Source organism: Novosphingobium resinovorum (assembly GCF_036352595.1).
GTDB lineage: Bacteria > Pseudomonadota > Alphaproteobacteria > Sphingomonadales > Sphingomonadaceae > Novosphingobium > Novosphingobium resinovorum_B.
In genome coordinates, this window is record NZ_JAZFAX010000004.1 from 87,980 (window position 1) to 114,364 (window position 26,385).

General features: G+C 66.9%; 20 protein-coding genes. 9 read left to right on the forward strand and 11 right to left on the reverse strand.

The genetic code is table 11. The features are described from left to right. Nucleotide 1: 1 nt before the first annotated feature. Complete coding sequence (gene cobO, locus V2S85_RS05830) at nt 2–610, forward strand: cob(I)yrinic acid a,c-diamide adenosyltransferase (RefSeq protein ID WP_330701926.1); 609 nt, start codon at nt 2–4, stop codon at nt 608–610. Nucleotides 611–796: 186 nt separating this feature from the next. Next, entirely contained in the window at nt 797–1,435 is a 639-nt protein-coding gene (bluB, locus tag V2S85_RS05835; RefSeq protein ID WP_330701927.1) for a 5,6-dimethylbenzimidazole synthase, read from the forward strand. Here the strand turns inward: bluB and V2S85_RS05840 are convergent. After that, the gene (locus V2S85_RS05840; RefSeq protein WP_330701928.1) at nt 1,422–2,270 is read right to left on the reverse strand and encodes an ABC transporter substrate-binding protein; all 849 of its coding nucleotides are present in this window, start codon (nt 2,268–2,270) and stop codon (nt 1,422–1,424) included. The two genes, bluB and V2S85_RS05840, sit on opposite strands and share 14 nt — an antisense overlap. 71 nt (nt 2,271–2,341) lie before the next feature. Here V2S85_RS05840 and V2S85_RS05845 point away from each other — a divergent pair, with 71 nt between their 5' ends. Both V2S85_RS05845 and V2S85_RS05850 read left to right on the forward strand, forming a co-directional pair. Continuing rightward, nucleotides 2,342–3,352 (forward strand): FecCD family ABC transporter permease, encoded by a 1,011-nt coding sequence (locus V2S85_RS05845; protein ID WP_419198166.1) that lies wholly within the window; start codon nt 2,342–2,344, stop codon nt 3,350–3,352. Beyond that, entirely contained in the window at nt 3,346–4,119 is a 774-nt protein-coding gene (locus V2S85_RS05850; protein ID WP_330701929.1) for an ABC transporter ATP-binding protein, read from the forward strand. Before V2S85_RS05845 ends, V2S85_RS05850 begins: the two co-directional genes overlap by 7 nt. A gap of 130 nt (nt 4,120–4,249) precedes the next feature. On the opposite strand, the gene V2S85_RS05855 is transcribed toward V2S85_RS05850, so the two are convergent. The 8 genes from V2S85_RS05855 to V2S85_RS05890 form a co-directional block, all read right to left on the reverse strand. Next, the gene (locus tag V2S85_RS05855; RefSeq protein ID WP_330701930.1) at nt 4,250–6,235 is read right to left on the reverse strand and encodes an MGH1-like glycoside hydrolase domain-containing protein; all 1,986 of its coding nucleotides are present in this window, start codon (nt 6,233–6,235) and stop codon (nt 4,250–4,252) included. A 263-nt stretch (nt 6,236–6,498) separates the two neighbouring features. Then, on the reverse strand, nt 6,499–9,303 hold the full coding sequence (locus V2S85_RS05860) for a TonB-dependent receptor (RefSeq protein WP_330701931.1): 2,805 nt from the start codon (nt 9,301–9,303) through the stop codon (nt 6,499–6,501). Between the two features lie 271 nt (nt 9,304–9,574). Beyond that, nucleotides 9,575–11,020, reverse strand: coding sequence for a glycoside hydrolase family 43 protein (locus V2S85_RS05865; RefSeq protein ID WP_330702057.1), 1,446 nt, complete (start codon nt 11,018–11,020; stop codon nt 9,575–9,577). 131 nt (nt 11,021–11,151) lie between these two features. Further along, nucleotides 11,152–12,156 (reverse strand): arabinan endo-1,5-alpha-L-arabinosidase, encoded by a 1,005-nt coding sequence (locus tag V2S85_RS05870; protein WP_330701932.1) that lies wholly within the window; start codon nt 12,154–12,156, stop codon nt 11,152–11,154. Next, nucleotides 12,156–13,721: an alpha-N-arabinofuranosidase gene (locus V2S85_RS05875; RefSeq protein WP_330701933.1), complete on the reverse strand. Its 1,566-nt coding sequence runs from the start codon at nt 13,719–13,721 to the stop codon at nt 12,156–12,158. The genes V2S85_RS05870 and V2S85_RS05875 overlap by 1 nt, the downstream gene beginning before the upstream one ends. A gap of 24 nt (nt 13,722–13,745) precedes the next feature. Beyond that, nucleotides 13,746–14,672: a Gfo/Idh/MocA family oxidoreductase gene (locus V2S85_RS05880; protein WP_330701934.1), complete on the reverse strand. Its 927-nt coding sequence runs from the start codon at nt 14,670–14,672 to the stop codon at nt 13,746–13,748. A 2-nt stretch (nt 14,673–14,674) separates the two neighbouring features. Continuing rightward, nucleotides 14,675–15,670, reverse strand: coding sequence for an AraD1 family protein (gene araD1, locus V2S85_RS05885; protein ID WP_330701935.1), 996 nt, complete (start codon nt 15,668–15,670; stop codon nt 14,675–14,677). Between the two features lie 71 nt (nt 15,671–15,741). Further along, entirely contained in the window at nt 15,742–17,271 is a 1,530-nt protein-coding gene (locus tag V2S85_RS05890) for an aldehyde dehydrogenase (NADP(+)) (RefSeq protein WP_330701936.1), read from the reverse strand. A gap of 111 nt (nt 17,272–17,382) precedes the next feature. Here V2S85_RS05890 and V2S85_RS05895 point away from each other — a divergent pair, with 111 nt between their 5' ends. Then, the gene (locus V2S85_RS05895) at nt 17,383–18,138 is read left to right on the forward strand and encodes a FadR/GntR family transcriptional regulator (RefSeq protein WP_330701937.1); all 756 of its coding nucleotides are present in this window, start codon (nt 17,383–17,385) and stop codon (nt 18,136–18,138) included. A gap of 255 nt (nt 18,139–18,393) precedes the next feature. Here V2S85_RS05895 and V2S85_RS05900 read toward each other — a convergent pair whose 3' ends face one another. Further along, entirely contained in the window at nt 18,394–19,707 is a 1,314-nt protein-coding gene (locus V2S85_RS05900) for a sugar MFS transporter (protein ID WP_330701938.1), read from the reverse strand. Between the two features lie 156 nt (nt 19,708–19,863). Between V2S85_RS05900 and V2S85_RS05905 the strand changes: the two genes are divergently transcribed. The 3 genes from V2S85_RS05905 to V2S85_RS05915 all read left to right on the forward strand — a co-directional run bounded on the left by V2S85_RS05905 (nt 19,864) and on the right by V2S85_RS05915 (nt 23,844). Further along, nucleotides 19,864–21,015: an aldose epimerase family protein gene (locus V2S85_RS05905; RefSeq protein ID WP_330701939.1), complete on the forward strand. Its 1,152-nt coding sequence runs from the start codon at nt 19,864–19,866 to the stop codon at nt 21,013–21,015. Between the two features lie 21 nt (nt 21,016–21,036). Then, nucleotides 21,037–22,833, forward strand: a complete 1,797-nt coding sequence (locus V2S85_RS05910) for an IlvD/Edd family dehydratase (RefSeq protein ID WP_330701940.1) — start codon at nt 21,037–21,039, stop codon at nt 22,831–22,833. Between the two features lie 156 nt (nt 22,834–22,989). Next, entirely contained in the window at nt 22,990–23,844 is an 855-nt protein-coding gene (locus V2S85_RS05915; RefSeq protein WP_330701941.1) for an SMP-30/gluconolactonase/LRE family protein, read from the forward strand. A gap of 6 nt (nt 23,845–23,850) precedes the next feature. On the opposite strand, the gene V2S85_RS05920 is transcribed toward V2S85_RS05915, so the two are convergent. Beyond that, nucleotides 23,851–24,972: an acyltransferase gene (locus V2S85_RS05920; protein WP_330701942.1), complete on the reverse strand. Its 1,122-nt coding sequence runs from the start codon at nt 24,970–24,972 to the stop codon at nt 23,851–23,853. 206 nt (nt 24,973–25,178) lie between these two features. On the opposite strand from V2S85_RS05920, the gene V2S85_RS05925 reads away from it, so the two are divergent. Continuing rightward, nucleotides 25,179–26,378 carry an efflux RND transporter periplasmic adaptor subunit gene (locus tag V2S85_RS05925; protein ID WP_330701943.1) on the forward strand — a complete coding sequence of 400 codons (1,200 nt, stop codon included), beginning with the start codon at nt 25,179–25,181 and terminating at the stop codon, nt 26,376–26,378. Nucleotides 26,379–26,385: the final 7 nt, after the last annotated feature.

Consider the following 26,385-nt stretch of genomic DNA (forward strand, 5'->3'; position numbering starts at 1 on the left):
GATGGCCGAACGCACCGACGAACAGCACGCCGAGAAGATGAAGAAGAAGCAGGCCGCGCATGACCGCATCATGGCGGGCAAGACCGTGGAAAAGGGCCTGCTGATCGTCAACACCGGCAAGGGCAAGGGCAAGACCACGGCCGCGCTCGGCATGGTGGTGCGCATGATCGGACATGGCAAGAAGGTGGGCGTCGTCCAGTTCGTGAAGGGCGCGATGACCACCGGCGAGAAGGCCGTCTTCGATGCCTTCCCGAACAACGTCGAGTTCAAGGCGATGGGCGAAGGCTTCACCTGGAACACCCAGGACCGCGCCCGCGACATCGCCCTCGCCCGCGAGGCGTGGGACGAGGTGAAGCGCATGGTCGCCGATCCGGCCTACGACATGGTGCTGGCGGATGAGCTGAACATCGTGCTGCGCTATGACTACCTGCCGCTTGAGGAAGTGCTCGAAGTGCTGACCGCGCGTGCGGAGATGAAGCACGTGGTCGTGACGGGGCGCAATGCGCCGCAGGGGCTGATCGACGCGGCGGATCTCGTGACGGAAATGACGCTGGTGAAGCACCCGTTCCGCGAGCAGGGCGTGAAGGCGCAGACGGGGATCGAGTTCTGATGATCCGCCCCGTTCGCGGAAAGGGTGCGTTTCCCGGCTGGGGCTTCGACAAGCTCAGCCTGAGCGGGATTAGAGGTAACCTCTCAAAACCGCTCAGGCTGAGCTTGTCGAAGCCCCCTGCGGCCCAAACCGACAGCCGGACTGTGCACCGCCGGCGGTCCCAGCCTTCGCTGGGATGACGATGTAGTGCCGCCAACCTTCTCCCCTCGCTTCCGCGAAGACCTCGCCGCCCTGCTCGCATGGCGGCGCGACGTGCGGCATTTCCGGCAGGGTCCGCTGGACGAGAGTCTCGTCGCCGACCTGCTCGCCACCGCGCAACTGGCGCCCTCGGTCGGCAATTCGCAGCCTTGGCGCTTCGTGCGCGTGCGCTCTCCCGCCTTGCGCGAAGTGCTCGCCGCGCATGCCGATGCCGAAGTCTCCCGCGCGGGCGACACCGCCTACGAGGGCGAGCGCCACGCCGCTTACACCGCGCTGAAACTCCACGCGCTCGACCACGCCCCCGAAGTCATCGCGGTGTTCTGCGACGAGGCCACCCCCATCGGCATGGGCCTTGGCGCGGCGACGATGCCGCAGACGCGCGAGTGGTCGGTGGTCATGGCGATCCACACGCTGTGGCTCGCCGCCCACGCGCAAGGACTCGGGCTCGGCTGGGTGTCGATCGTCAAACCGGAAACGGTCACCGACCTGCTGGAAACGCCGCCGTCATGGCGCTTCGTCGCCCTGCTCTGCCTCGGCTATCCCGAGGAGCCGGACGACGTACCCGAACTCGAACGCAAGGGCTGGCAGGCCCGGCTTGGCGGACACGCGCATGTCAGCGAGCGTTGACGCCTTTCGCCAGCGCCCGCGCCGCCTTGACGTAGGCGGGGCCGCCGCAGACCGTCCAAGCCTGCGGAATGGCGACCCGCGGAATGCCGTCCAGCACCGGGTGGTGCATCATCGCGGTGCCCTGATCGACTGCCTTATCGGTCGCAGCATCGACCACGATCACGTCGGGACGCGCGGCCGCCAGTTCCTCGATCCCCATCTGCGAGAGCGCGGGCTTGCCCAGCTTGCCCGCAAGATTGGTCACGCCCACGCGGGTCATCAGATCGTCGATCAGCGTGCCGGTGCCGGTCAGGTAGCCGCGGCGCTGCCAGTAGGCGGCGACCACACCCTTCCGCGCGCGCGGGATATGCGCAAGGTCGCGCTCCATGCCCACGATCAGCGCCTCGCCGCGCTCGGGATGGCCGACCGCGAGCGCCACCTTGCGGATCGACGCGAGGATCGCGTCGTAGCCATCGGCGGACTTGAGATCGACGGCGGGATAACGCGTCTTGAGCGCCTTGATCGCGGGGTTACGCCGCGCGGGCATGCCGACAACGAGGTCCGGGTCGATCGCCATGATCTCCTCCGCCGCGCCGCGCAGGATCGGCAGGCCCTTCGCCCGCACCGCCTCGGCCGACATGGCGGGATCGGCGGCATAGCGAGTGAGCCCGGCGATCTGCTCGCGGTCGGCCAGCGCCAGCACCAGCTGATCGGCGCACAAGTTCAGCGAGACGATCCGCTTCGGAGCCGCTACAGGCCCCCTCGATACAGGGGGAGACGACGCGGAAACGCCGCAGACCGTAGCCAGTCCGAGCAAAGCTACCGAAGCCGAACGAAGAGTAGTCGAAAGCGCCATATGCGCGTTTCCATAGCAACACGACCCCGGGACACAAGCGTGACGGGGAGCCGATCCAGCCAGAGGTGCTCGTGCCCGAAATTCCCGTCCTGCGCGCTCGTAACCGGGCGCTGATTCCGCTTCTCCTGCTGGGTATCGCCTTGGTGGCGATCGCCTCACTCATGCTGGGCGCGGTGCCGATCCCGACGGCGCGGCTGGTCGATGCTGCGCTAGGCCAAGGTGATCCGGTGGTGCGCGCGATCCTGCTCGAACTGCGCCTGCCTCGCACGCTGGTGGCGCTGATGGTCGGCGGGATGCTCGGCCTCGCGGGAGCCGCGCTGCAGGGGTACTTGCGCAATCCGCTGGCGGAGCCTTCGGTGCTCGGTGCGTCGAACTCGGCGGCGCTGGGCGCGGTCGCGGCGATCTACTTCGGCATCGGCGATTACAGCCCCGCCGTGCTGCCGCTGCTTGCGATCCTCGCCGCGCTGGCGAGCCTCGCGCTGCTGTTCGTGCTCGCGGGCCGGGCCGAGGGGCCGCTGGCGCTGATCCTTGCGGGCATCGCCGTCTCGACGCTGGCGGGCGCGGGGATCAGCCTCGCGCTGAACCTCTCGCCCAATCCTTTCGCGGCGATGGAGATCATGGCCTGGCTGCTCGGCTCGATCGAGAACCGGGCGATGGACCACGTCTGGATCGCCCTGCCCTGCATCGTCGTCGGCGCGGCGCTGCTGCTGTGGGACGGGCGCGCGCTCGACGCGCTGTCGCTGGGCGAGGACGGGGCGCGCTCGCTCGGCGTGGACCTGACGCGCACGCGCGCGCGGCTGCTGCTGGGCGTCGCCATCGGCGTGGGCGGCGCCGTGGCGGTGTCGGGATCGGTCGGCTTCGTCGGGCTGATCGTGCCGCATCTGGTGCGCCCGCTGACCGACCGCAGCCCCTCGGCGGTGCTACTGCCCTCGTTCCTCGGCGGCGCGGTGCTGCTGACCGGCGCCGATATTCTGGTGCGGCTGATCCCGACCGCGGGCGAGTTGAAGCTGGGCGTGGTGACGGCGTTCCTCGGCGTCCCCGTCTTCCTCGTCCATCTGCTGAAGGAGCGCCGCCTGTGGTGACCGTGACCCTCAATGGCCTCTCCGTGGACCTGCGCGACCGCGCGGTGCTGCACGGGATCAGCGCCACGCTGCGCCCCGGTGAACTGACCGGGATCATCGGCCCCAACGGCGCGGGCAAGTCGACGCTGGTGCGCGCGCTGCTCGGGCTGATCCCGGCGACGCGGGGCGCGGTCGAGATCGACGGGCACGACATCGCGCGGATGACGCCGAAGGCGCTGGCACGGCTGGTCAGCTACCTGCCGCAGGGGCAGGCGCTGCACTGGCCGCTCAGCGTCGAGCGACTGGTGGCGCTGGGCCGCCTGCCCGGGCTCGGCCCGATGTCGCGGCTGGGCGCGGACGACCTCGCCGCCGTTCATGCCGCCATGGAGCGGGCCGACGTGCTGCACCTTGCCGGGCGCACCGCCACCGAGCTTTCGGGCGGCGAGCGGGCGCGGGTGATGCTGGCGCGGGCGCTGGCGGTAGGCGCGCCGGGACTGGTCGCGGACGAGCCGCTCGCCGCGCTCGATCCGGGGCATCAGATCGACGTGATGGAACTGCTTGCCGCCGAGGCGCGCAGCGGTGCGCTGGTGGTGACGGTGCTGCACGACCTGACGATGGCGGCGCGCTACTGCAAGCGGCTGCTGCTGGTCGATCGCGGCATGCTGGTGGCACAAGGCACGCCGCAGGAGGTCTTGACGAGCGACCGGCTGCGCGAGGTCTACGGCGTGACCGGGCGGATCGAGTTCGGCGGCGGCTCGGCGATGGTGGTGCCGCTGGAGCGGGTTTGACAGACGGGGCTACGGCAAGCTCAGCCGTGACCCTTCGACAAGCTCAGGGTGAGCGGGGGTAGTGGAAACCTCCCAAACCCGCTCAGGCTGAGCTTGTCGAAGCCCCCGCGTTTTACGCCGACGGGTGGGATCAGCGCGCGAACGCTTTCACCTCGGCCAGACGGATTGCGCGGCCCTTCGCTGGCGTCATCGACACGCGCAACTTCCCGGTCTCGACCGCAGGCCACGTCACCCGCGTCACCCCGTTGGCAAGCGGCTTCACCGGCGCGCCGACCTGCTGCCACCGGCCCTCGCGCCACACTTCGAGGCTGACGCTGCGCGGTGCAGCAAAACGTGCAGCATCGGCGAAGAACGCCAGCTCGGCGCTGCCCAGCAAAACCGCCTTGCCGAAGTCCAGCGCATACCACTGCGCCTTGCCCGAGGCGTCCGAGTCCCACCCGTTGGGAAGTTCCGGGTAGAACCACGCGCGGCCATCGACCGCATCGTGCAACTTCTCCGCATCGGTGCCGGACGAGGCGCTGGCCTTCGGGAAACCGCTGCGCACCAGCTGCACCGCAAGGTTTTCCTCCCGCACGATCGGCGCGTTGGACTTGCGCAATACCGGCACCTCGATCCGGCCAAGGTCGGCGCGGCGGGCCACTTCCACCCCATCCACCATGACGGCGAGGCCCTTGCCGTAGCGCGCGCCCTTCGCATCCCACGTCACCGAGACTTCGTGCCCGTGGTACGGCACCCGCTCGATGCGGAACCAGTCGAGGCCCTGCTGCAGCGGATTGACCTCCAGCACGTCGTCGCTGCGTGGGCGGATGCCGACGAGGCCGGTCAGGATCAGGTCGATGTAGCCTGAGTGGAAGTAGTGGTGGCTGCGGTCCAGCCCGACGATCGGCTTGCCGGTCTCCGGGTCGTAGTCTTCTTCCAGGTCCAGCTTGTCGCCCTGATAGTGCAGTTGGGTGTACTGGCGCAGCATCGCCATCCAGTCCGCGCGGGAGACGGGGCCGTGCGCCTCGTAATGGTCGAGCAGGTTGGCCATCGCGGTCAGCACCTGCGTCGTCTGGTAAGGCCAGATTGGGCCGTTCCACTGGCACTCGGGGTCCGGGCCGAGGTAGCGGTACTGGCGCATGTAGTACTCGTAAGCCTTCTCGACCGTGCGCATCCCGGCCTTGCCCGCCAGCGACCCCGGGTCGGTCAGGTGCACCCATGCTGCAGCATATTTCGCATCGTCGGGGACGAGATCGAACATCCACGGCAGGTAGCCAACGAGTTCGCGGTTGCGGATCGGCTCCCAGTATTTGACGTGTTCGTTGGTAATCTGGTGGCGGTCGGTGAAATGCTGCAGCTTCGGGTTCCACAAGTCCGCCAGCACACGCGCCTTCAAGGCCTCGGCGCGGGCGGCATATTCCTTCGCCATCGCGGTATCGCCAGCCATCTGCGCCATGCGCGAGAGCGCGCGGGCATTGGCGAACATATAGGCGTTGACCGAAGGCCGGAACGCATCGCCGCCCCGGAAGCCGTCCTTGCCGCCCGAGGCGTCGATCGAGGACACCGTGTACTCGGTCGCGTCCAGCAGCGGCTCGACGAAGTACAGGCCCTTGTCGAAGTCGAACTTCTCGTCCCACAGACGGTAGACGTGGCGCATCGTCTTCAGGTGCGCGAGCAATGCCTCGCGGTCGCCGTCGACCAGGTAGCGGCCCCATACCGAGTCCGCCATGTGGTCGGTGAAGTGGCGGTCGTTGCCGCCCTCGTACATGAAGTTGATGTAGTCGTCGGTGAAGCGCCGGTCGTTCAGCCAGCGGCCTTCGGCGATGTGGAAGCCGCTCGCGTCGTTGAGGCTGGCGTAAGGCTCGCGCTGCCAGTCGACGTCGTCGGCGAACTCGGTGGTGATGTAGCCCTGCTTGCCGAGATCGCGCTGGTGCGCGCGATACAGGCCCCAGCGGTAGTAGTAGACCGCGTCGATCTTCGCGTCCGAGGATTCGAAGAAGGGAATCCGCCCCTCGTACCACGCCGCGTCGTTGCCGTAGCGGGCCTCGGCGATGGCCTCATGGTCCATCGGCGGGCTGGCGGCGGCGGCAAGCAGCGCCATGAAGGGCAGCGCCGCCAGGGCCAGTTTCTTGCGCACGTCAACGGTCCTTTCCGTGAACGGCCCAAGCTGAGGGGGCTTCGACAAGCTCAGCCTGAGCGGGATTTAAAGACCTGCTCTCAAACCCGCTCAGGCTGAGCTTGTCGAAGCCCCCGCCTGAAGACACTGTCAGGCACAGTCAAATGGACGGCCGCGCAAGGCCGGAGTGTTGGGAGAGGAAGGATCCCCGGCCCCGCGCGGCCGCCCTGAGCCGGCCCCGGCGCGCAGAATGGCAAGCGCACCGGGATCGGCCGAAGTGGCAATTACTTGAACGTGAAGCGTGCACCCACCGCAAAAGTACGGGCAAGCTGCAGAGTACCCAGGTTGAACTGCTCGGCGTTACCCGCGCTGCCGTACTTGTAGTAGTTCTGCTGCTTCGACTTGGTGAGGTTCACCGCGTCGAAGGTGATGCCGACGTTGTCCATGACGTTCAGCGTCAGCTGGAAGTCGAGGCTCTCTTCCGACTTGTACCACACGCCGATCGGGTTGGCGAAGAGGCGCGCCTCGTTGTTGTGCAGGAAGCCCTTGCGCCAGATGTACGACAGGCGCGCGCTGACCGGGCCATGATCGTAGGCCAGCGTCGCATTGTACGACAGCTTCGAGACGTTGAAGAACGGCGACTGCGTCTGGGTGATGTTGCCCAGTTCGTCCGCCTCGGGAATGTTCTGGCTCGAGTCCAGAACGGTCAGGCTGCCCTGGAAACCGAGGCCGTCGAGCAGGCCGGGGAAATAGGTCGGGTAGTAGGTCAGGCCCACTTCCACGCCCTTGAGCACGCCGTCAGACGCGTTCACCGGACGGGTGACCGAGAAGTAGTCGGTCGCGCCCGCCTCGATCCCGTTGTTCGGGATGTAGTCCATCGAGGTCAGCGGCACCACCAGCCCGCTGATCTCGCGGCGGAAGGCGGTGACGGTGATCGCGCTGTTGCGCTCGAAGTACCATTCCAGCGCAAGGTCGAAGTTCTTCGAATGCGTGGGCTTCAGGCTGGCATTGCCGACCGTGCCGCTGCCGTAGCCGACGTTGGTGAGGTCGCCGGTCAGCGCATAGGTCGGGTTGATGTCGCCGAAGTTCGGGCGGCGCAGCGTCTCGCCGTAGTTGAAGCGCACACGCAGGTTCGGCTCGATCTCGTAGCGGGCAGTGAAGCTCGGCAGGAACTTCTCCGACTGGCTGCCGCCGCGCGTCAGGGCGCCGCCGTTGTAGCGGTCGTAGAAGTTCGAGTTGGTCACCACCGAAACGAAGCGCACGCCGCCCTGGATATCCAGCGGACGCCCGAAGATCGTCAGCTGGCCGTCCGCGAGCAGGTAGCCCGACATCGTGGTTTCCTCGATGTCGAAGGTCTTCGCCAGCGAGAGCGCGTCCGAGGTCGGCAACCCGTAGAGACCGCGCACGTAATCGGCGTTGTCATGCAGCCAGTAGCCGTTGGCCAGCGTCCAGCTGCGCGGCACGTCGGCGACGCCCGACATGAAGTCGGAGTTGGTGAAGGCCGCATCCTCACCCAGCGAGGCGAGGCTGACGCCGAGGTTGTTGGCGCTCTGGGTGCGGGTGTAGCTGGTGGCGGTGCGACGGTCGATGCGCAGGCCCGCCTTGATGCGGCGCAGGAAGCCCTCGTCCCAGGTGTAGTAGCCGTCGAGGCTGCCGGTGATGGCATCGCCCTTGTTGCGATCGGCGTTATCGTAGAGCTGCGCGACGTTCCACAGGCTGGTGTCGTTCAGCTGCGAATCGTCATTGAAGTGGTACGAAGGCACGCCGCCACCGGCGTTGAAATCGACGTTGATCTGGTCGGCCACGCGGTCGGTGCGCATGGCGATGAACGACGACTTGTTCACGCTGGTCTGGTACGCAACGTCGCCGATGATCTTGCCGCGATCGCCCAGATCCCACTTGCCGTTCAGGGCATAGACGTAGCTGTCGGTGCTGCTCTTGGTGTAGTCACCCGAGTTGAAGCCGTAGACGCTGTTGGCGGTACGCGACTTCACGATGTTGGTGCCGTCGTAAAGCGTGGGCGACTGCGGATCGGCCCAGTAGTCGACGAAGCTGAACTGCAGCGAGTTGAAGGTCTCGCCGCGAAAACCGGCGTAGAACACTTCGGCAGTGTAGACCGAACTGGAGTTCGGCGCCCACTGCAGCGCGGCGTTGAACGAAGGCCGTTCACGCTTGCCGTAGAGGTCCGAGGAGAACACCGCATCGCGCGAGAGGTAGTACGGGGTATCGACGCCATTGATGTTCAGCGTCGAGCCCGGCGCGGTCGAAAGACCGGCGTTGAGGCCGGGCGTCCAGTTCTCGTTGTCGGGACCGGGGAAGATGCGCTCCAGCGGCGACAGGCCCGTGCCGTCGGCCGGGTTCTCGGTGGCGAACGGCACCAGCGCACCTGCCGTCGTCGACATGTTGCGGTACTTGGTGCGGCTCCACGAACCGTTCACCAGCAGGCCGATGTCGCCGATGCCGGTTTCCCAGCGGTTGGACACCAGCAGCGCGGCGTTCGGGTTGTAGCTGTCCGCCTGCTCGTTGTAGATGCCGCGCACGAGGCCCGAGATCGCGAAGCCGTCGAAATCGAACGGGCGGCGGGTCTGGACGTCGATCTGGCCGGCAAGGCCGGTTTCGATCTGGTCGGCCGAGCGGGTCTTGAAGACGTCGACCTGCTTGACGAGGTTCGCCGAGATATCCTGCAGCGCGAACGACTGGCCCGCGGCGGTGAAGATGTTGCGGCCGTTGAGCGTGGTCAGCGGATCGGCAAGGCCACGGATCGTGACGGTGCCCGCCTCGCCGCCGGCGCGGTCGGTCACCTGCACGCCGGTGACGCGCTGCAGCGCCTCGACGACGTTGTTGTCGGGCAGCTTGCCGACGTCCTCGGCGACGATCGAGTCGACGATCTGGACGCTGTTCTTGCGCACGTTGAGCGCGCCGACGATCGATGCGCGCACGCCGGTGACGATGATGTCCTCGGCACTCGCATCATCGGCGGCGGCCTGAGGCGCGGTATCCTGAGGCGCAGCGTCCTGGGCCTGCGCCACGGTAGCAAGGCCGAGTGCGAGAACGGATGCGGTGCAGAATGCAAATGGCTTGAGCGCCATGGATCAACCCTCCCATGGGGGCTGGCCGATTACCATGCCCCGATAAACTGTGGCGCCTGATTATTAGTCGGACTATTTAGGCGCAAGTGGAAAATGCATTGCTCCGACAAAAAGGGCGGGGACATGTGGCATATGAGGCGCACCTTGGCGGCATCTCCTGAACGTGCTGGCCGACTTCCACTCAATTAATCAGACAATAAGCCTCCCCCTATCGCTCGCAATGACGAGATGGAGGGTGACCGGCTCGTGGCGCTCCGATCACCCCATGGCGTCAGTCCGCCAACCACGCCACGCTGGCGTCGTAGTCGTCGGCCAGCACCACCCGGTCGCCCAAATGCGCGAGCGCCCTGCCCTCGTAAGCCACCGAGGCGAAGCGCACGGTGCCGGTGGCGGGGCCGACCTCGCGGCGGAAGCGGTCCTCGGCGGCGACGTCGCTGACCACGTCGCGCGGGGCGAGGCGCACCGCTCCGTCGGGACCGGCGGCCAGGCACAAGTCGGGCCGCAGGATCGGGACGAGTTGCACTTCCGTCTCGCCCGCATCGACCGAGCGGAACTGCGTCTGCGCCAGCGGTGCATCGCTCACCGAAAGGGTCATGCCGTCGCAGGCCAGACGCACGGTGCGACGCACGGCAGGGGTAAAGCGCTCGGGGATCGCGCCGTTGCCCACCGGCACGCCGAAGTCGGGCACCCCGTCCGCATCGTAATAGATGCGCTGGATGCGGGTGTGGCGGTCAGGGTTGAACAGCGGGTCGCCTTCGATCTTCTCGTAGTCGCGCCCGTGGTAGACGAGGATGTCGCGGCCCTCTTCGTCCACGGTGAAGCTGTTGTGGCCGGGGCCGTAGACCGAGGTTTCACGGCAGGTTTCAAAGACTGGCCGGGGAGACTTCACCCAGTTGCGCGGGTCCATGATGTTGGCGGTCTCGTCCACGCTGAGCAGGCCCATGCAGTAGCGCGCATCGGTGGCGCTGGCCGAATAGGTCATGAACAGGCGGCCGTTGCGGTTGAGGAAGGCCGAGCCCTCGTTGACCTTGAAGCCGCGCACTTCCCAGTCGAGCGTCGGCACCGTCAGCCGCGCAGGCGCGGAAGCCAGCGTCAGCGCGTCCTTCATCGGCGCGATATAGACGTTGGAATTGGTCTCGATCCCCGGCTCGCGCTGCGCCCACGAGAAGTAGCGCACGCCCCGATGCGTGAAGATCGTCGAGTCGAGGTTGAAGCTGTCCCACGGCGCCTTGAACTCGCCGAGGACGGACCAGTTGCCGGTCATCGGATCGGGTCCATCGCAGACCACGGCGAAAGTGCGGATGCGGAACACGTCCTCGCCGCCGCCGCTGGGACCGGCCGCGAAGTAGACGATCCACTTGCCGTCGACATAGTGCAGTTCCGGCGCCCACAGGAAGCCCGACATCGGCCCGCTCGCCTCATGGCGCCAGAGCACCCGCTCCTCGGCATCGGTCAGGCCCGCCAGCGTCTTCGACCGGCGCAGCGCGAGGCGGTCGTACTCGGGCACCGAGCCCATCGCGTAGTACCAGCCGTCGTCGTGGCGGAAGATCTGGGTGTCGGCGCGCTGCTTGATGAGCGGGTTGCTCGCCAGCGGCGCCTGCGGGCTTTTCGAAGTGCCGATCACGCTCTTGCCCGGCGCGGTGCAGGCGATCGGAAGCAGCGATGCGCCGATGCCAAGACTGGTGGCGAAGCTGCGGCGCGACAGGGGGAAGTTCATCATGGCCTCTCCGGCGGTTCTGGTGCGTTGTGGTAGCGTTAGGGGTACGTTAGGTGCCGCTCAGTGCCACCCGAAAAAGACGCCCCGGCCAAGTATCGATAGGCGGCCGGGGCGTATTCAGGTGGGTGTTCTCAGTATTCGGCAACAGGCCAGCCGTCCGCGTCCCACCGCAGCGGCGCGATGCGCAGCGTGGGCCGACCGTCGGCTTCCTTGTCGTAGGCGTGGTAGACGAGGTAGGTCGTGCCGTCCTTGTCGGTGAACGCTCCGGCATGGCCAGGCCCGCGGAAACGCTGCTTTTCCTGCAGGTCGGAGCGCAGCAGGATGGTCCCCTCGCCCTCCATCATCGAACTGCCGTCACGGCCCAGATACGGGCCGGTGATCTTCTTCGAGCGGCCGACGACGGTGTAATACGTCGAGTTCACGCCCTTGCAGCAATAGTCGTAGGACGCGATCAGGAAGTACCAGCCGCCGTGCGGAATGATGAACGGCGCCTCCACCGGCGCCGCCGCCCCCACAGGCGCGCGGCGGCGCGCGATGGCGTACGGCTCGGTGCCGGGCACGACCTTCCCGGTCTTCGCGTCGAGCGGGAACAGCTTGAGACCGCTCCAGAAACTGCCGAGCGACAGCCACTGGCGTCCCTGCGCATCGACGACGAAATTGGGATCGATGGCGTTGAAGTCATCGTCCTTGGTGGACATGACGACAAGGCCATGATCCTGCCATTTCGCCTTTGCGCCGAGGGTCTTGGCTGTAGCGAGGCCGATCGCCGAGCGGTTCGACCCGAAGGTCGAGACCGAATAGTAAAGCCGGTATTCGCCGTTCACATACGAAATATCCGGTGCCCATATACCTTCGGTTCCGGGCACAGCATCTTTCGCCCATGCCGGTATTTCGGAGAACACCGAACCGGCATCCTTCCAGACCTTCAGGTCGGTCGAGGTCTTGATACCGATATACTTGCCCACGGTGCTGAACACGTAATACGTGTCCCCCTCGCGGATGATGACCGGATCATGCACGACAAGGTCGCCGGAAAGCTGCGAATTCAGCGTCCCGGCACCCTTCTCGCCGACCTGCTGGGCGCTCGCGGAACCGGCAAGAGCCAGCGCCGCGAGACCGAGGAAGGCCGCCTTCATCACTGCAGTTCCAGCACCACCACCGACTTCGCCGGCAGCGTCACGACCAGTTGGCCACCCTGCACGCTCGCCCCGGTGAAGGCGGCGGGCTTGACCACGTCAGGCGCGTCGAAGGTGTTGTGCGAATTGATCGCCGAAGCCGTCAGAATCCGCCCGGAAACCGCCGAAGCGCTGACACCGTCGAGCCTGATCGTCACCGTGTTCGACTGGTTCGGATCGAGGTTCGACAGCGCGACATGCACCTTGCCGTCCTTCGCCCTGACCGCCGAGCCGCTGACGGCGGGCATCGTGAACTCGTCCTTGGAATACCACGGCGACTTGATCTCGAGCGGCAGCACGGTGGCATCCTGCCAGGGCTTGTACATCTCGAAGACGTGGTAGGTCGGGGTCAGCACCATCTTGCTGCCCTGCGTGAAGATCATCGCCTGCAGCACGTTCACCATCTGCGCGATGGCGGTCATGCGCACGCGATCGGCGTGCTTCGCGAAGATGTCGAGGTGGACGGACGCGATCAGCGCATCACGCAAGGTGTTCTGCTGCCTCAGGAATCCGGGGTGCGTCCCCTCGTCCTGCGCATACCACGAACCCCACTCGTCGACCGCGAGGAAGACGCGCTTCTCGGGGTCGTACTTGTCCATGATCGCCGAGTGCTTGGTGATCAGTTCGTCCATGTGCCGCGCGCCGTTCAGCGCATCGGCCCAGCCATGCTCGTCGAAGTTGACGGCGGGCGCACGCGGCGGCCAGCCCCCGGCGGGGTGGACGTAATAGTGCAGCGAGACGCCGTCGAGCTGGTTCGCCGCGACGCGCATCATAGTCTCGGTCCAGTTGTAGTCGTCGACGTTGGCGCCTGCCGCGACCTTCAGGATCTTGGTCCCGGCGGGCGGCTTGATGAAGGTGGCATAGCGGCGCGTCTCGTCCGCCGCGAACTCGGGGCGCATGTTGCCACCGCAGCCCCACAGCTCGTTGCCGACGCCGAAGTACTTGACCTTCCATGGTTCCTTGTGGCCGTTCTTGGCGCGCTCATCCGCCAGCGAACCGGCGGGCGAGGTCATGTATTCGACCCATTCGGCCATCTCGCGCGGGGTGCCGTTGCCGACGTTGCCCGCGACGTAGGCCTCGGCGCCGACCTGGCGGATCAGTTCGAAGAACTCGTGCGTGCCGACCGCGTTGGGCTCGGTCACACCACCCCAGTGGGTGTTGATCTTGACCGGGCGCTTGGCCTGCGGGCCGATGCCCTCGCGCCAGTTGTACTCGTCGGCGAAGCAACCGCCGGGCCAGCGGATCACCGGCACCGACAAGTCCTTCAGCGCCTTGACCACGTCGTTGCGGAAGCCGTTGGTGTTGGGGATCTTGCTGCCCTTGCCGACCCACAGGCCGCCGTAGATGCCCTCGCCCAGATGCTCGGCGAACTGGGTGAAGACGTCCTTGTTGTAGACCGGACCGGGCTTGCTGCCCTCGATCGTGGCGGTAGTGGGCTGCCCGCCGGTATCGGCGGAAACGGGCGCGGAAAGCACCGTCGCTGCCATCAGCATGGCGAGCGACGTGCGACGGAACAACTTGGTCATACGTATCCCCTCCCTAGGGATTGGTCAGTCGTGGAATTCGTCCACCAGCTTGCGGTGGCCGCGCAGGAAGGCGTCGGCGACGAGGCGCAGCGGGGCCACGTCCACGTCGCTGCGACCGCCGCGAACGAGGCTGGCGAAGCGCGCGTAGAGGCCCGGATACTCCATGTCCTCGGCATGCTCGGTGCCGCTCGGCAGCGTCAGCACGGCGCCGCCGTTGGCGAGCTTGAGCGTGCCCGCGTCCGTCTCCACGACGATGTCCCAGGACTGCGGGCCGGTCTGGCGCCAGTCGAGGTCCATGTGGATCGGCGCGCCTGCGGTGTCGCGGAACTCGATGTCCGCGGCGATCGGCGCGGCGCGGTTGGCCGGAATTTCCAGCGTCGCGCCCTGTAGGAACATCGGGCGCGGCAGGATGTGCGTGACGATCGAGAGCGCATTGATGCCCGGATCGAACACGCCAAGGCCGCCCGGCTCCCAGATCCAGGCCTGGCCCGGATGCCACACGCGCACGTCCTCGCGCCACACGATCGAGACCTTCTCGATTCTGCGGTCGGACAGCCACGCCCGCGCCGGGGCCACGCCCGCCGCAAAGCGCGAATGCCACGAGGCGAACAGCGTCGCGCCGACCTTCTCGGCACGGCTTTCCAGCGCCACGACTTCGGACAGCGTCGCGCCCGGCGGCTTTTCGAGGAACACATGCATGCCCTTCGACAGCGCCTGCACGGCCAGATCATAGCGGACCTGCGGCGGCGTGCAGAGCGCCACCGCGTCCACCGCCGGGCCATTCGCGATCAGTTCGTCGAGGCTCTTCGCGTGCGGCACGCCCTCGACGCCCGGATCACGCGGGCTGACGGTGGCGGCAAGGCTGAACGCCTTGTTCCCGGCGATGGCAGGAAGGTGCTGGTCGCGGGCGATCTTGCCCACGCCCACCACCGCAATGCGGATCGGGTCCACGATCAGAGCGCCTTCACCGCGAAGGCGCGCTCGGGAACGCGGACCAGTTTGTTGGCGACCGGCAGCGTGAAGGGTGCGGCCGAAATCTCGAAAACGTCGCCTTCCTGCGTCTGCACGCCGTCGCTGAACGAGAGCGTCGCGGTGCCGAAGAAGTGGACGTGCACGTCGCCCGCGCGGCGGAACAGGTCGTACTTGAAGTGGTGATGCTCAAGGTTCGCGAAGGTGTGCGACATGTTGCCCTCGCCCGAGAGGAAGGGCTTTTCCCAGATCGTCTCGCCGCCCCGGATGACCTTGCTGGTGCCCTCGATGTGCGAGGGCGGCGTGCCGAGCAGCAGCTCCGGGCCGAGCGCGGCCTGACGCAGCTTGGAGTGGGCCAGCCACAGGTAGTTGTGACGCTCGGTGACGTGGTCCGAATACTCGTTGGCGAGCGCAAGGCCGAGCCGATAGGCGGTGCCGTCCTCGCCGATCAGATAGATGCCTGCCAGCTCGGGCTCCTCGCCGCCGTCCTTGGCGAAAGCGGGCATTTCGAGGTCGTCGGTCGGGCCGACGAGCTGCGAACCGTCGCCCTTGTAGAACCATTCCGGCTGCTGGCCGACTTCGCCCGGCGCGGGCTTGCCGCCTTCGAGGCCTTCCAAAAACATGCGCATGGAGTCGGTCGGCTTCTCCTCGGAAGCGGCCGCCTTGTGCATCTTGTCGCGGCCCTCGGCCGAGCCGAGGTGGGTCAGGCCGGTGCCCGCGAGCAGCAGGTGCGCGCCGTCCTCGTGGTCGATCGGCGCGAGCAGGCGGCCCGCCGCGAACTCGGCGGCGATGTCGACAGCTTCGCCCTGCCCGGCATCCTTGGCGGCCTCAGCGAGCGTCTGGCCCGCAGCGATCGCGCTCAGCGCGAGTTCACGCACCGAAGCGACGCCCGGCAGGAAATGGGCGGCATCACCGTCGGCGAGAATGACGGAACGAACGCCCTCGGCGCTCAGGTGCTGAAGCAGGCGAAGATAAGTCATGGGTACTCTCCCAAGGGCTCTGGGCCCAAAGGCGGCGCACTTCTTGAGAGCGCGCCGCCCGGATGGTTGGATCAGTTGAGGGTAAGCGTGCCGTCGATCAGGCGCGGGGCGCCGTCGCCGAAGGCATTGTCGCGCAGTTCGGCCGGAAGAAGACCTTGCGCAAAGTTCTGGTAGCTAACCGGACGCAGGTAGCGATCGATCGCAAGGCTGCCGACCGACGTGGTGCGCGGGTCGGAGGTAGAGGGGAACGGACCGCCGTGAACCATCGCGTGGCACACTTCGACGCCGGTGGGCCAGCCGTTGACGAGGATGCGACCGACCTTGCGCTCCAGCACCGGCAGGACGCGGGCGGCGGCGCCCTCGTCGGCATCGTCCATGTGCAGGGTGGCGGTCAGCTGGCCTTCGAGGCCTTCGAGTACGGTCAGCAGCTCGGCTTCGTCCTTGCAGCGCACGACGATCGAGGAGGCGCCGAACACTTCGTCGCCCGCAGCCTTGTCCGCAAGGAACTGAGCGGCCGAGGTCTGGAACAGGATCGCGCCGCCGGTGGTGCGGCTGCCTTCCTCGCCCTTGGCCAGCGTCTCGACGCCCGGAACGGCGGCCAGCGCCTCGACGCCCTTGGCATAGGCGGCGGCGATGCCAGTGGTGAGCATGGTCTGCGGCTTGGCTTCCGACACGCCGGTGGTGGCGGCGGTCACGAAGGCATCGAGCCCCTCACCCTCGACGGCGAGGATCAGCCCGGGGTTGGTGCAGAACTGGCCTGCACCCATCGTCAGCGAGCCGACGAAAGCCGCGCCGAGCGCTTCGCCGCGCGCCTTGAGCGCCTCGGGGAGCAGCAGGACGGGGTTGATGCTCGACATTTCGGCATAGACCGGGATCGGCACTTCGCGCGCCTGCGCCAGCCTGGCGAGAGCCAGACCGCCACCACGCGAACCGGTGAAGCCGACCGCCATGATCGCCGGGTGCTGCACGAGCGCCGCGCCCAGTTCGTTCGAGGGACCGACGAGGTGCTGGAACACGCCCTCGGGCAGACCCGCATCCTTCACCGCCTTGGTGATGGCAGCGGCGATCAGCGAACCGGTGACCGGGTGCGCCGGGTGGCCCTTGACGACAACCGGGCAACCAGCAGCCAACGCCGAAGCGGTGTCACCACCGGCCGTCGAGAACGCGAGCGGGAAGTTCGAAGCACCGAACACGGCGACCGGGCCGACCGGGATCATGCGCAGGCGCAGGTCCGGACGCGGCAGCGGCGCGCGGTCAGGCAGCGCGGGGTCGATACGCAGCTGCTGCCACTGGCCCTTGCGGACCACATCGGCGAACAGGCGCAGCTGACCACAGGTCCGGCCACGCTCGCCCTCACCACGACCACGCGGCAGGCCGCTCTCGGCGATGTAGGCTTCGATCAGCGACTCGCCGATCGCCATGATCTCGTCGGCGATTCGCTCAAGGAACGCAGCGCGCGTCTCGCGATCGGTCGCGCGATAGGTATCGAACGCAGCAGCCGCGGCAGCGCAGGCAGCGGCCACATCGGCGGTGGTGCTGATGGCGAGCGGCTCACCCTGAGGCTCACCGGTAGCAGCGACGATGGAACGAAATTCAGTCATTGGGCACTCCCTATTTACTCCGACATATTTCCTGTGCGAGCGAAACGCAATGTTTGTCGTTCCTTCTCGCGCAAACCGCTGTTAGTTTCGCTCCCGGAGGAGCCCTTACCTGTGCCAGATGCCGATTTGACGACCGCCGACGAAAACACCAAACAAGGCGAAGAAGCCCGGGGCCCCGGCCGCAGACTGCACGGAGCCATTGCACACAAGCTCGGTACTGCCATCTTGTCAGGCAAATATGCTCCCGGCGACATTCTGTCAGGCGAAGTCGCCTTCGCCGAGGAACTGCAGGTTTCACGCAGCGCCTATCGGGAGGCGATCCAGGTGCTGACCGCCAAGGGCCTCGTCGCGAGCCGCCCCAAGGCCGGCACCCGCGTCCTCCCGCGTGATCGCTGGAACCTGCTCGACCCCGAAGTGCTCGGCTGGGCCTTCGCGGGCGAGCCCGACATCGAATTCGTCCGGAGCCTGTTCGAACTGCGCGCCATCGTCGAACCCGCCGCCGCCCGCCTCGCCGCCCAGCGCCGCGACAAGGCGGACCTCAAGGCGATGAAGGACGCCCTCGCCGCCATGCGCCGCCACACCCTCACCACCGAGGCCGGACGCGCCGCTGACCGCGATTTTCACAAGGCGATCCTCCAGGCGACACGCAACGACGCGCTCCTCACGCTCAGCGCCTCGATCGGCGCGGCGGTGAACTGGACCACGCAGTTCAAGCAACGCGCCCGCGCCCTGCCGCGCAATCCGATCCCGGATCACGTCAAGGTCTACGACGCGATCGCCGCAGGGGAGGCGGCTGCCGCTGCGGAGGCGATGAACGTGCTGGTGGATCTGGCTCTGGAAGATACGCGTAGCTCGATGGAAGATTGAACAGGGGAAAAGCAGGGGTTTACCACCCCTGCACCCCGTAATCGTCGAGGGCACGCGCGCCGCCTCCTCAGGCACAACGGCGAGCCGGGAGACTGAATAGCCTGCGGCGCAATAGAGCACCGAGACTGCTGCGCGCATCACGCCGCCAAGTCCACGGGGTGCAGGGGCGGTAAACCCCTGCCTTCCTTCTTCCCTTCTTAAACAAAAAAGCCCCGACGATCTCTCGCCGGGGCTCATTTCCTATCTGCCGAGCGCTTATTCGAAAGTCGCTTCCGGCGGCGGCACCGCATTGGTCGCCTTGCTGCCCCACAAGGCGTAGAACAGCACGTAGAGTTCACAGGCTGCCGTCAGCAGGAACGAAGTCTGCAGTCCGTAGTTGTCGGCCAGCCACCCCTGCACCACGACCAGCGCGCCGCCTGCGATCGCCATGACGAGCAGGCCCGAACCTTCCTCGGTCAGCGGGCCGAGGCCCTTGATGCCGAGGGTGAAGATGGTCGGAAACATGATCGAGTGGAACAGGCCGACGAGGATCAGCGACCACATCGCCACTTCGCCGTGCGCGAACACGGTGACCATCATCACCGCGAAGGCCCCGATCGAGAAGAACGCCAGCACCTTGCCTGCGTCGAAGCGCTGCATCACGAGCGACCCGGCGAAGCGACCGACCATCATGCCGCCCCACAGGAACGACAGATACTTGCCGGCCTGCTCATGCGTCAGGTTGGCGATGTCAGGCTGGCTGACGAAATTCACGAAGAGGTTGGCGACGCCGATTTCCGCGATCAGGTAGATGAAGATCGCGGGCACGCCGAACACCAGGTTGCGGTGGTTCCAGAGCGAGAGGTGCTTGCGCTCCTCCTTGGCGGCGCGCGAGCCGGCCGAACCCATTGCGGGCAGCGGGAACCTGGCGATGATGACCGCGAGGATCACCAGCACCACGGCGACGAGCGCGTAAGGCAGGATCACCGAGTGGGCGTCCGCCATGCGCTCGGCTTCGGTCAGGACGGTCCCGGCGGTGGCCGTGCCACCCTTGGAGCGGCCGAGGATCAGGTAGGCCCCGAAGAGCGGCGCCAGCATCGTGCCCGCCGAGTTCAACGCCTGCACCAGATTGAGGCGCGAGGAGGCGGTCTCGGGCTTGCCGACGACGGCGACGTAGGGGTTCGCGGCCACCTGCAGCAGCGTGATGCCGCTGGCGATGACGAAGAGCATGACGAGCGTGACGCCGTAGGACGGAATGCTGGCGGCCAGCATCATGCCACATGCGCCTGCGGCCATGATGAGCAGGCCCGCGACGAGCGACTTCTGATAGCCGATCCGCTCGATCAGCTTGGCTGACGGGATCGAGGCCACGAAGTAGGCGATGAACCATACCGATTCGATCAGCGTCGTCTGGGTGTAGCTCAACTCGAATACGCTGCGCAGGTGCGGCAGCAGCGTATTGTTGATGACGGTGATGAAGCCCCACATGAAGAACAGGCTGGCGAGCAGCGTAAGCGCGGGACCGTAGCGCACGCCTGCGGGCTGGGCGTGCAGCACCGGGGCGTCGGTGGATGAGACCACTGGGGGCATGACATTCCTCTCGATAGCGACGCCGGACGACCACTTGTACCGTGAACCGGCTTGCGCTCTTTCTATTTGTCGGACTATATGCGCGAAGCGGCGTCGTCAATGGGGCGCGTCTTCGTACAAGAATCGAAATCTCACCGAAATGCGGGAGCTAAGGGAATGAGGAATCCGGTCAAGGCCATCACGACGGCAGCGTCCGTTCTGGCACTGGCATTCGGCGCCAATGCCGCGCTGGCCACCGAAGCGACGCAGGCGAGCGCGGGCAAGCTGTCGAACGGCAGCGAAGTCACCGCGGTGACGCTGACGGCAGGTAACGGCGTTTCCGCCACGATCCTGACCTTCGGCGCGACGCTGTGGAAGCTGAATGCGCCCGATCGCGACGGCAAGACCGCCGACGTCCTCGTCGCTTACGACAAGCTCTCCGACTTCGAGACGCGCCCGAACTTCTGGGGAGCGACCATCGGCCGCTACGGCAACCGCATCGCGGACGGCAAGTTCACGCTCGACGGCAAGACCTACCAGCTGCCCGGCAACGACCACGGCCAGTCGCTCCACGGCGGCGGCAAGGGCTTCGACGTCCAGAACTGGAAGCTCGAATCGGTCAAGTCGGGCAAGGTGGCGACGGCGGTGTTCTCGCTGGTCAGCCCTGACGGCGATTCCGGCTATCCCGGCACCGTGAAGGCCAAGGTCACCTATTCGCTCGACGAATCCGGCAACCTGCAGATCGTCTTCGACGCGACGACCGACAAGCCGACCGTGCTCAACATGACCAACCACGCCATCTTCAACATGGCGGGCGAAGGGTCGGAGCGTGACGCGATGACCAACGTGCTCACCCTCCCGGCGAGCAAGTACACCCCCGTCAACGACAAGCTGATCCCGACCGGCGAACTGCGCGCCGTCGAAGGCACGCCGTTCGACTTCCGCAAGGGCAAGCCGGTCGCGGTGGGCCTGCGCGACGGCAACGACCAGCAGATCGTCTACGGCCGCGGCTTCGATCACAACTTCGCGCTCGACAAGGGCCAGACCAAGACCCCCGAACTCGCCGCCCGCCTCGAGGACCCTGTCTCGGGCCGTGTGCTGGAACTGCTGACGACCGAGCCCGGCGTCCAGTTCTACTCCGGCAACTTCCTCGACGGCACCTTCATCGGCAAGCAGGGCCATCTCTATCGCATGGGCGACGGCATCGCGCTGGAACCGCAAAAGTTCCCCGACAGCCCCAACCACGCCAACTTCCCGAGCACCCGCGTCGATCCCGGCAAGCCGTACAGGCATGTCATGATCTACCGCGTCACCACTTCTCCGCGCTGAACCAGAACGAAACGACAAACCATGACCGATACTCCTGCTCCCAAGCTGCGCTCGCGCGCCTGGTTCGACAATCCCGACAACATCGACATGACCTCGCTCTACCTGGAGCGATACCTGAACTTCGGCCTCAGCCTTGAGGAACTGCGTTCGGGCAAGCCGATCATCGGCATCGCCCAGTCGGGCAGCGACCTTAGCCCGTGCAACCGCCACCACCTCGTGCTGGCCGAGCGCATCCGCGAAGGCATCCGCGAGATGGGCGGCATCGCTCTGGAATTCCCGGTCCACCCGATCCAGGAAACCGGCAAGCGCCCCACCGCCGGGCTCGACCGCAACTTGTCCTACCTCGGCCTCGTCGAAGCGCTTTACGGCTACCCACTCGACGGCGTGGTGCTGACCACCGGCTGCGACAAGACGACCCCGGCGATGCTCATGGCCGCCGCGACCGTCAATATCCCCGCCATTGCGCTGTCGGTCGGCCCGATGCTCAACGGCTGGCACAAGGGCGAGCGCACCGGTTCGGGCACGATCGTCTGGAAGGGCCGCCAGATGATGGCGGCGGGCGAGTTGGACGCGGACGGCTTCATCAAGCTCGTCGCCTCCTCCGCGCCCTCCACCGGCTACTGCAACACCATGGGCACGGCGACGACGATGAACTCGCTCGCCGAAGCGCTGGGCATGATGCTGCCCGGCTCGGCGGCGATCCCCGCGCCTTACCGCGACCGCCAGGAATGCGCCTACCACACCGGCAAGCGCATCGTGGACATGGTGCGGGAGGACCTCAAGCCCTCAGACATCCTGACCCTCGACGCCTTCCACAACGCGATCGTCGTCAATGCCGCGATCGGCGGTTCGACCAACGCGCCGATCCACCTTGCCGCGCTGGCCCGCCACGTCGGCGTGGACCTGCCGCTCAAGGACTGGGAGCGCCTCGGCCACAAGATCCCGCTGCTGGTGAACCTGCAGCCCGCCGGTGAGTATCTGGGCGAGGACTACTACCACGCGGGCGGCGTCCCCGCCGTCGTCGCGCAGCTGATCGGCCAGGGGCTGATCCAGGAAAGCGCCCTCACCGTCAACGGCAAGACCATCGGCGACAACTGCCGCGACGCCACGATCGAGGACGACAAGGTCATCAAGACCTTCGACCAGCCTCTGGTCGAGGAAGCGGGCTTCTTGGTCCTGTCGGGCAACCTGTTCGATGCGGCGATCATGAAGACCAGCGTGATCTCCAAGGAATTCCGCGACCGCTACCTCTCGAACCCCGAAGACCCGGACGCCTTCGAAGGCCCGGCGATCGTGTTCGACGGCCCGGAGGACTACCACCACCGCATCGACGACCCGGCGATGGGCATCACTGCCGACACGCTGATGTTCATGCGCGGCGCGGGGCCGATCGGCTACCCCGGCGCGGCCGAAGTCGTGAACATGCGCCCGCCCGCCTACCTCATCACCGAGGGTGTTAGCGCCCTTCCCTGCATCGGCGACGGCCGCCAGTCGGGCACCTCGGGCAGTCCCTCGATCCTCAACGCCTCGCCGGAAGCGGCGGCGATGGGCGGTCTGGCGCTGCTCCGGACCGGCGACCGGGTGCGCATGGACCTCAAGGCGGGCAAGGTGGACGTGCTGATCTCCGACGAGGAGATGGCAACGCGCCGCGCCGAGCTGGAGGCCGCCGGCGGTTACCAGTACCCCGCCTCGCAGACGCCCTGGCAGGAAATCCAGCGCGCCCTCGTGGGCCAGATGGATACCGGCGCGATCCTCGAGGGCGCCGAGAAGTACCAGCGCATCGCCCAGACCATGGGCCTGCCGCGCGACAACCACTGAGGCCGGGAAGAGGTCCACCCCCAACCCCTCCCGCAAGCGGGAGGGGAGACATGAAGATGCCCCTCCCGCTTGCGGGAGGGGCAGTGAGACTTGGCAGCTTGCTGCCTAGTCGCAGCGGGGTGGGCCTCCCTCACCCCCGACCGGGAGAGACGGCGAATGACCCTCTGGCGCAAGATCGAGCGCGACGTGCGCGACACCCTCGGCGAAGGCGCGCTCTGGTGCGAGCGAGATGGCGCGTTCTACTGGGTAGACATCCTCGCCCCCGCCCTCAACCGACTGACGCTGGCCGATGGCAGCATTGAACGCTGGGACATGCCCGCACCGCTAGGCTGGGTGGCTCCACGTGCTTCCGGCGGCTTCGTCGGCGGCTTCCGGGACGGTGTTGCATCGATCACGCTCGATCCGCTGACCATCGGCAAGCGCTCCGACCCCGAGCCGCACCTGCCCGGCAACCGCATGAACGACGGCAAGGCCGACCGCCACGGTGCCATCTGGTGCGGCACCATGGACATGGCCGAGGAGGAAGTCTCCGGCTCGTTCTACCGCCTCTCGCCGCAGGGCGAATGGCAGGTCGTCGACACCGGCTACACCGTGACCAACGGCCCGGCGTTCTCGCCTTGCGGGAACTGGCTCTACCACACCGATTCCGGACGCCGTACGATCTACCGCTTCGCGCTCGACGGGAACGGCGCCGGCGACCGGCAGGAGTTCATCCGCTTCTCCGAGGACGACGGCTACCCCGACGGCATGACCACCGATGCGGAAGGGTTCCTGTGGGTGGCGCACTGGGACGGCGGCCGTATCAGCCGATTCGCGCCGGACGGCACGCGCGAGCGCTCGATCGAACTTCCCGCCAGTCGCATCACCAACATCGCCTTCGCGGGCGAGCAACTCGACCGGATGTTCGTGACCTCCGCGGCCACCGGGCTCCCCGCATCGGAGTTCGAAGGGGCACTGTTCGAGGTCGACGCAGGTGTGCGCGGCCTGCCTGCCGGGGTCTACGCGGGCTGATCCGCATCAGGCCGGCTGCAGCTCCGGCGGCGGCGCCACGGCGCGCGCGGCGCGCACCGGCCTGCGGACGAACCACTGCTCCACCAGCACCCAACTTGCGGCGCCGGCAAGCAGGGAGAACCCGAAGCTCGCCAGCACGTAGACGGGAAACGACAAGGCGAGACCCCACTTGAGCATCTGCTGGATCGGAAACCCGTAGAGATAGGCCCCATAGGAAAAGTCCCCGAAGCGCGCGGCGTCCGGCAGGCGCACCGGGCTGAACGCGGCGAACAGCACCGCATATGTCGCGGCAAGGGGGAACAGCAGGTCGAAGGCGATCCGCGATCCGCCGCCAAGCTGCGTCGTCGCCACCAGCCCTGCCAGCAGCACGCACAGCCCGGCCATGCTGCGCGGGACGAAACGCCCGTAGCACTGCGCCAGCATCCCCATCAGGAAACACGGCGCCAGCGAGAACCAGGCGTAGGGCCAGCCGAACACCGCTTCGACGAGGCCGCCACCGGGTTGCTTGCCCATCACGTCCAGCATCGCCTTGCCCACCATCACCCCAAGCGTGGCCGCGACCAGCAGGCCCGGTCGGCGCATCAGCCCCAGCCCCCCCGCGACCGCCACGCCGACGTAGCACCACGCCTCGTAGCGGATGCTCCACAAGGCTCCGTTGACCGCCTGCCCTCCGAAGGCGTCGGCGCCGGGGACGCCGCCGTGCAGCGTCAGCGCCCGCCACGACCAGTCGAGCACCGCCGCCGGACTCACCAGCGTCCAGCCCGCAGTGGCATGGAGCGGAACCACGACGAACGCGCAGATCGCCGTGGCGACGATGAAGCCGGGGTAGATGCGCCTCGCCCGCTTGGCGAAGTAGCCGGCCGCCTGCGGGCTCGCCAGCCAGCTGCGGGCGATGAGGAAACCGCTGACGATGAAGAACACCCGCACCCCGACGCTGCCCGCGTTGTAGAAGCCGCCCAGCAGCAGCGAGACGGGCTCGGTATCCTCGGATCCCCGATGGATCGCGAAACTGTGCGACCAGATCACCGCCATGGCCATGGCCAGTCGGATGGCGTTGAAATGGTTGCGCCGCATCCCGGCGGGATCGGCCGGGACGAGCATCGGCAAGGTCTTGGCACTGCGGGTCATCGCGGCTCCGGCATGGCAGAATGCGAAGCCGACGCTAGCACTCCGGCAACGGCCCCGGCATCGCCCGGAAAGGGACGGTAAACCGGGACCGTGAAACTGGGAGGGCAATGTATCGGCATGGGCGTAGGCAGGCAGCCCGCGGCAGCGTTACACATTGCAACCAAAATCCTGCTTACAAGCCGGAACCCAGCCGCCATACGAAGCGGATGTTCACTACTCGTCGTATCGTGATCGGCGGCGCCGTGGCCGGCGCACTCATCCTCCTGCTGGTATGGAAGCTGTTCCTTTCGGGGCCTGCCACGCCCGACGTCGCCACCGTCAAGGTCTCACGCGGGGCGCTGGAGCGCACGGTCGAGGCGACCGGCACGCTGGAGCCCAAGGAACTCGTCAGCGTCGGCGCCCAGGTATCCGGCCGACTCGACGAGCTGAACTTCGGCGTCGGCGACGTGGTCCACAAGGGCGACCTCATCGGCCTGATCGACCCGCGCACCCAGACCAACAGCCTGGAAACCGCACGCGCGGACCTGGCCAACATGAAGGCGCAGGCGGCGGGCGCCCAGGCGACGCTCGCGCGGACCCGGCTTGCCTTCGAGCGCCAGAAGGCGCTGGGTGCCGGCGAGGCGACATCGCAGCAGGACTTCGAGACGGCGCGGCAGGAACTGCAGTCCGCGCAGGCCAGCTACGACGCGCTGCAGGCGCAGATCCGCTCCGCGAGCGTCAGCGTCAACACCGCCGAGGTCCAGCTGGGCTACACCAAGATCACCGCGCCGATGGACGGCGTCGTCGTCGCCGTAGTCACCAAGCAGGGCCAGACGGTCAACGCCGCGCAGTCCGCGCCGACGATCGTGATCCTCGCCAAGCTGGACGTGATGACGATCAAGGCCGAAGTCTCCGAGGCCGACGTCATCAACGTCAAGCCCGACCTGCCGGTCTACTTCACCATCCTGGGCGATCCCGACAAGCGTTATGAAGCCAAGCTGCGGATGATCGAGCCGGCCCCGGAATCGATCGTCGACGAAGTCAGCTCGAGTTCCAGCACCTCGTCCTCGTCGAGCACGTCCACGGACACGGCGATCTACTACAACGCGCTGTTCGAAGTGCCCAACGACGACAAGCGACTGCGTGCGCTGATGACCGCCAAGGTCACCATCGTCCTCGACCGCCGCGCCAACGCGCTGACGATCCCGGCGACCGCCCTCGGCGCCAGGGGCAAGGACGGCGCCTATGCCGTTCGGGTCAAGACCGAGGACGGCCGGATCGAGACGCGCCAGGTCAGGATCGGTCTCAACAACAACGTCAACGTCGAAGTGCTGTCGGGCCTCAGGGAAGGCGAGGCGGTGGTGATCGGCGAAGCCAAGGCGGCCAGCACTTCGGGCGGCGGCCGCATGGGACCGCCGCCGTTCTGAGCGGGAC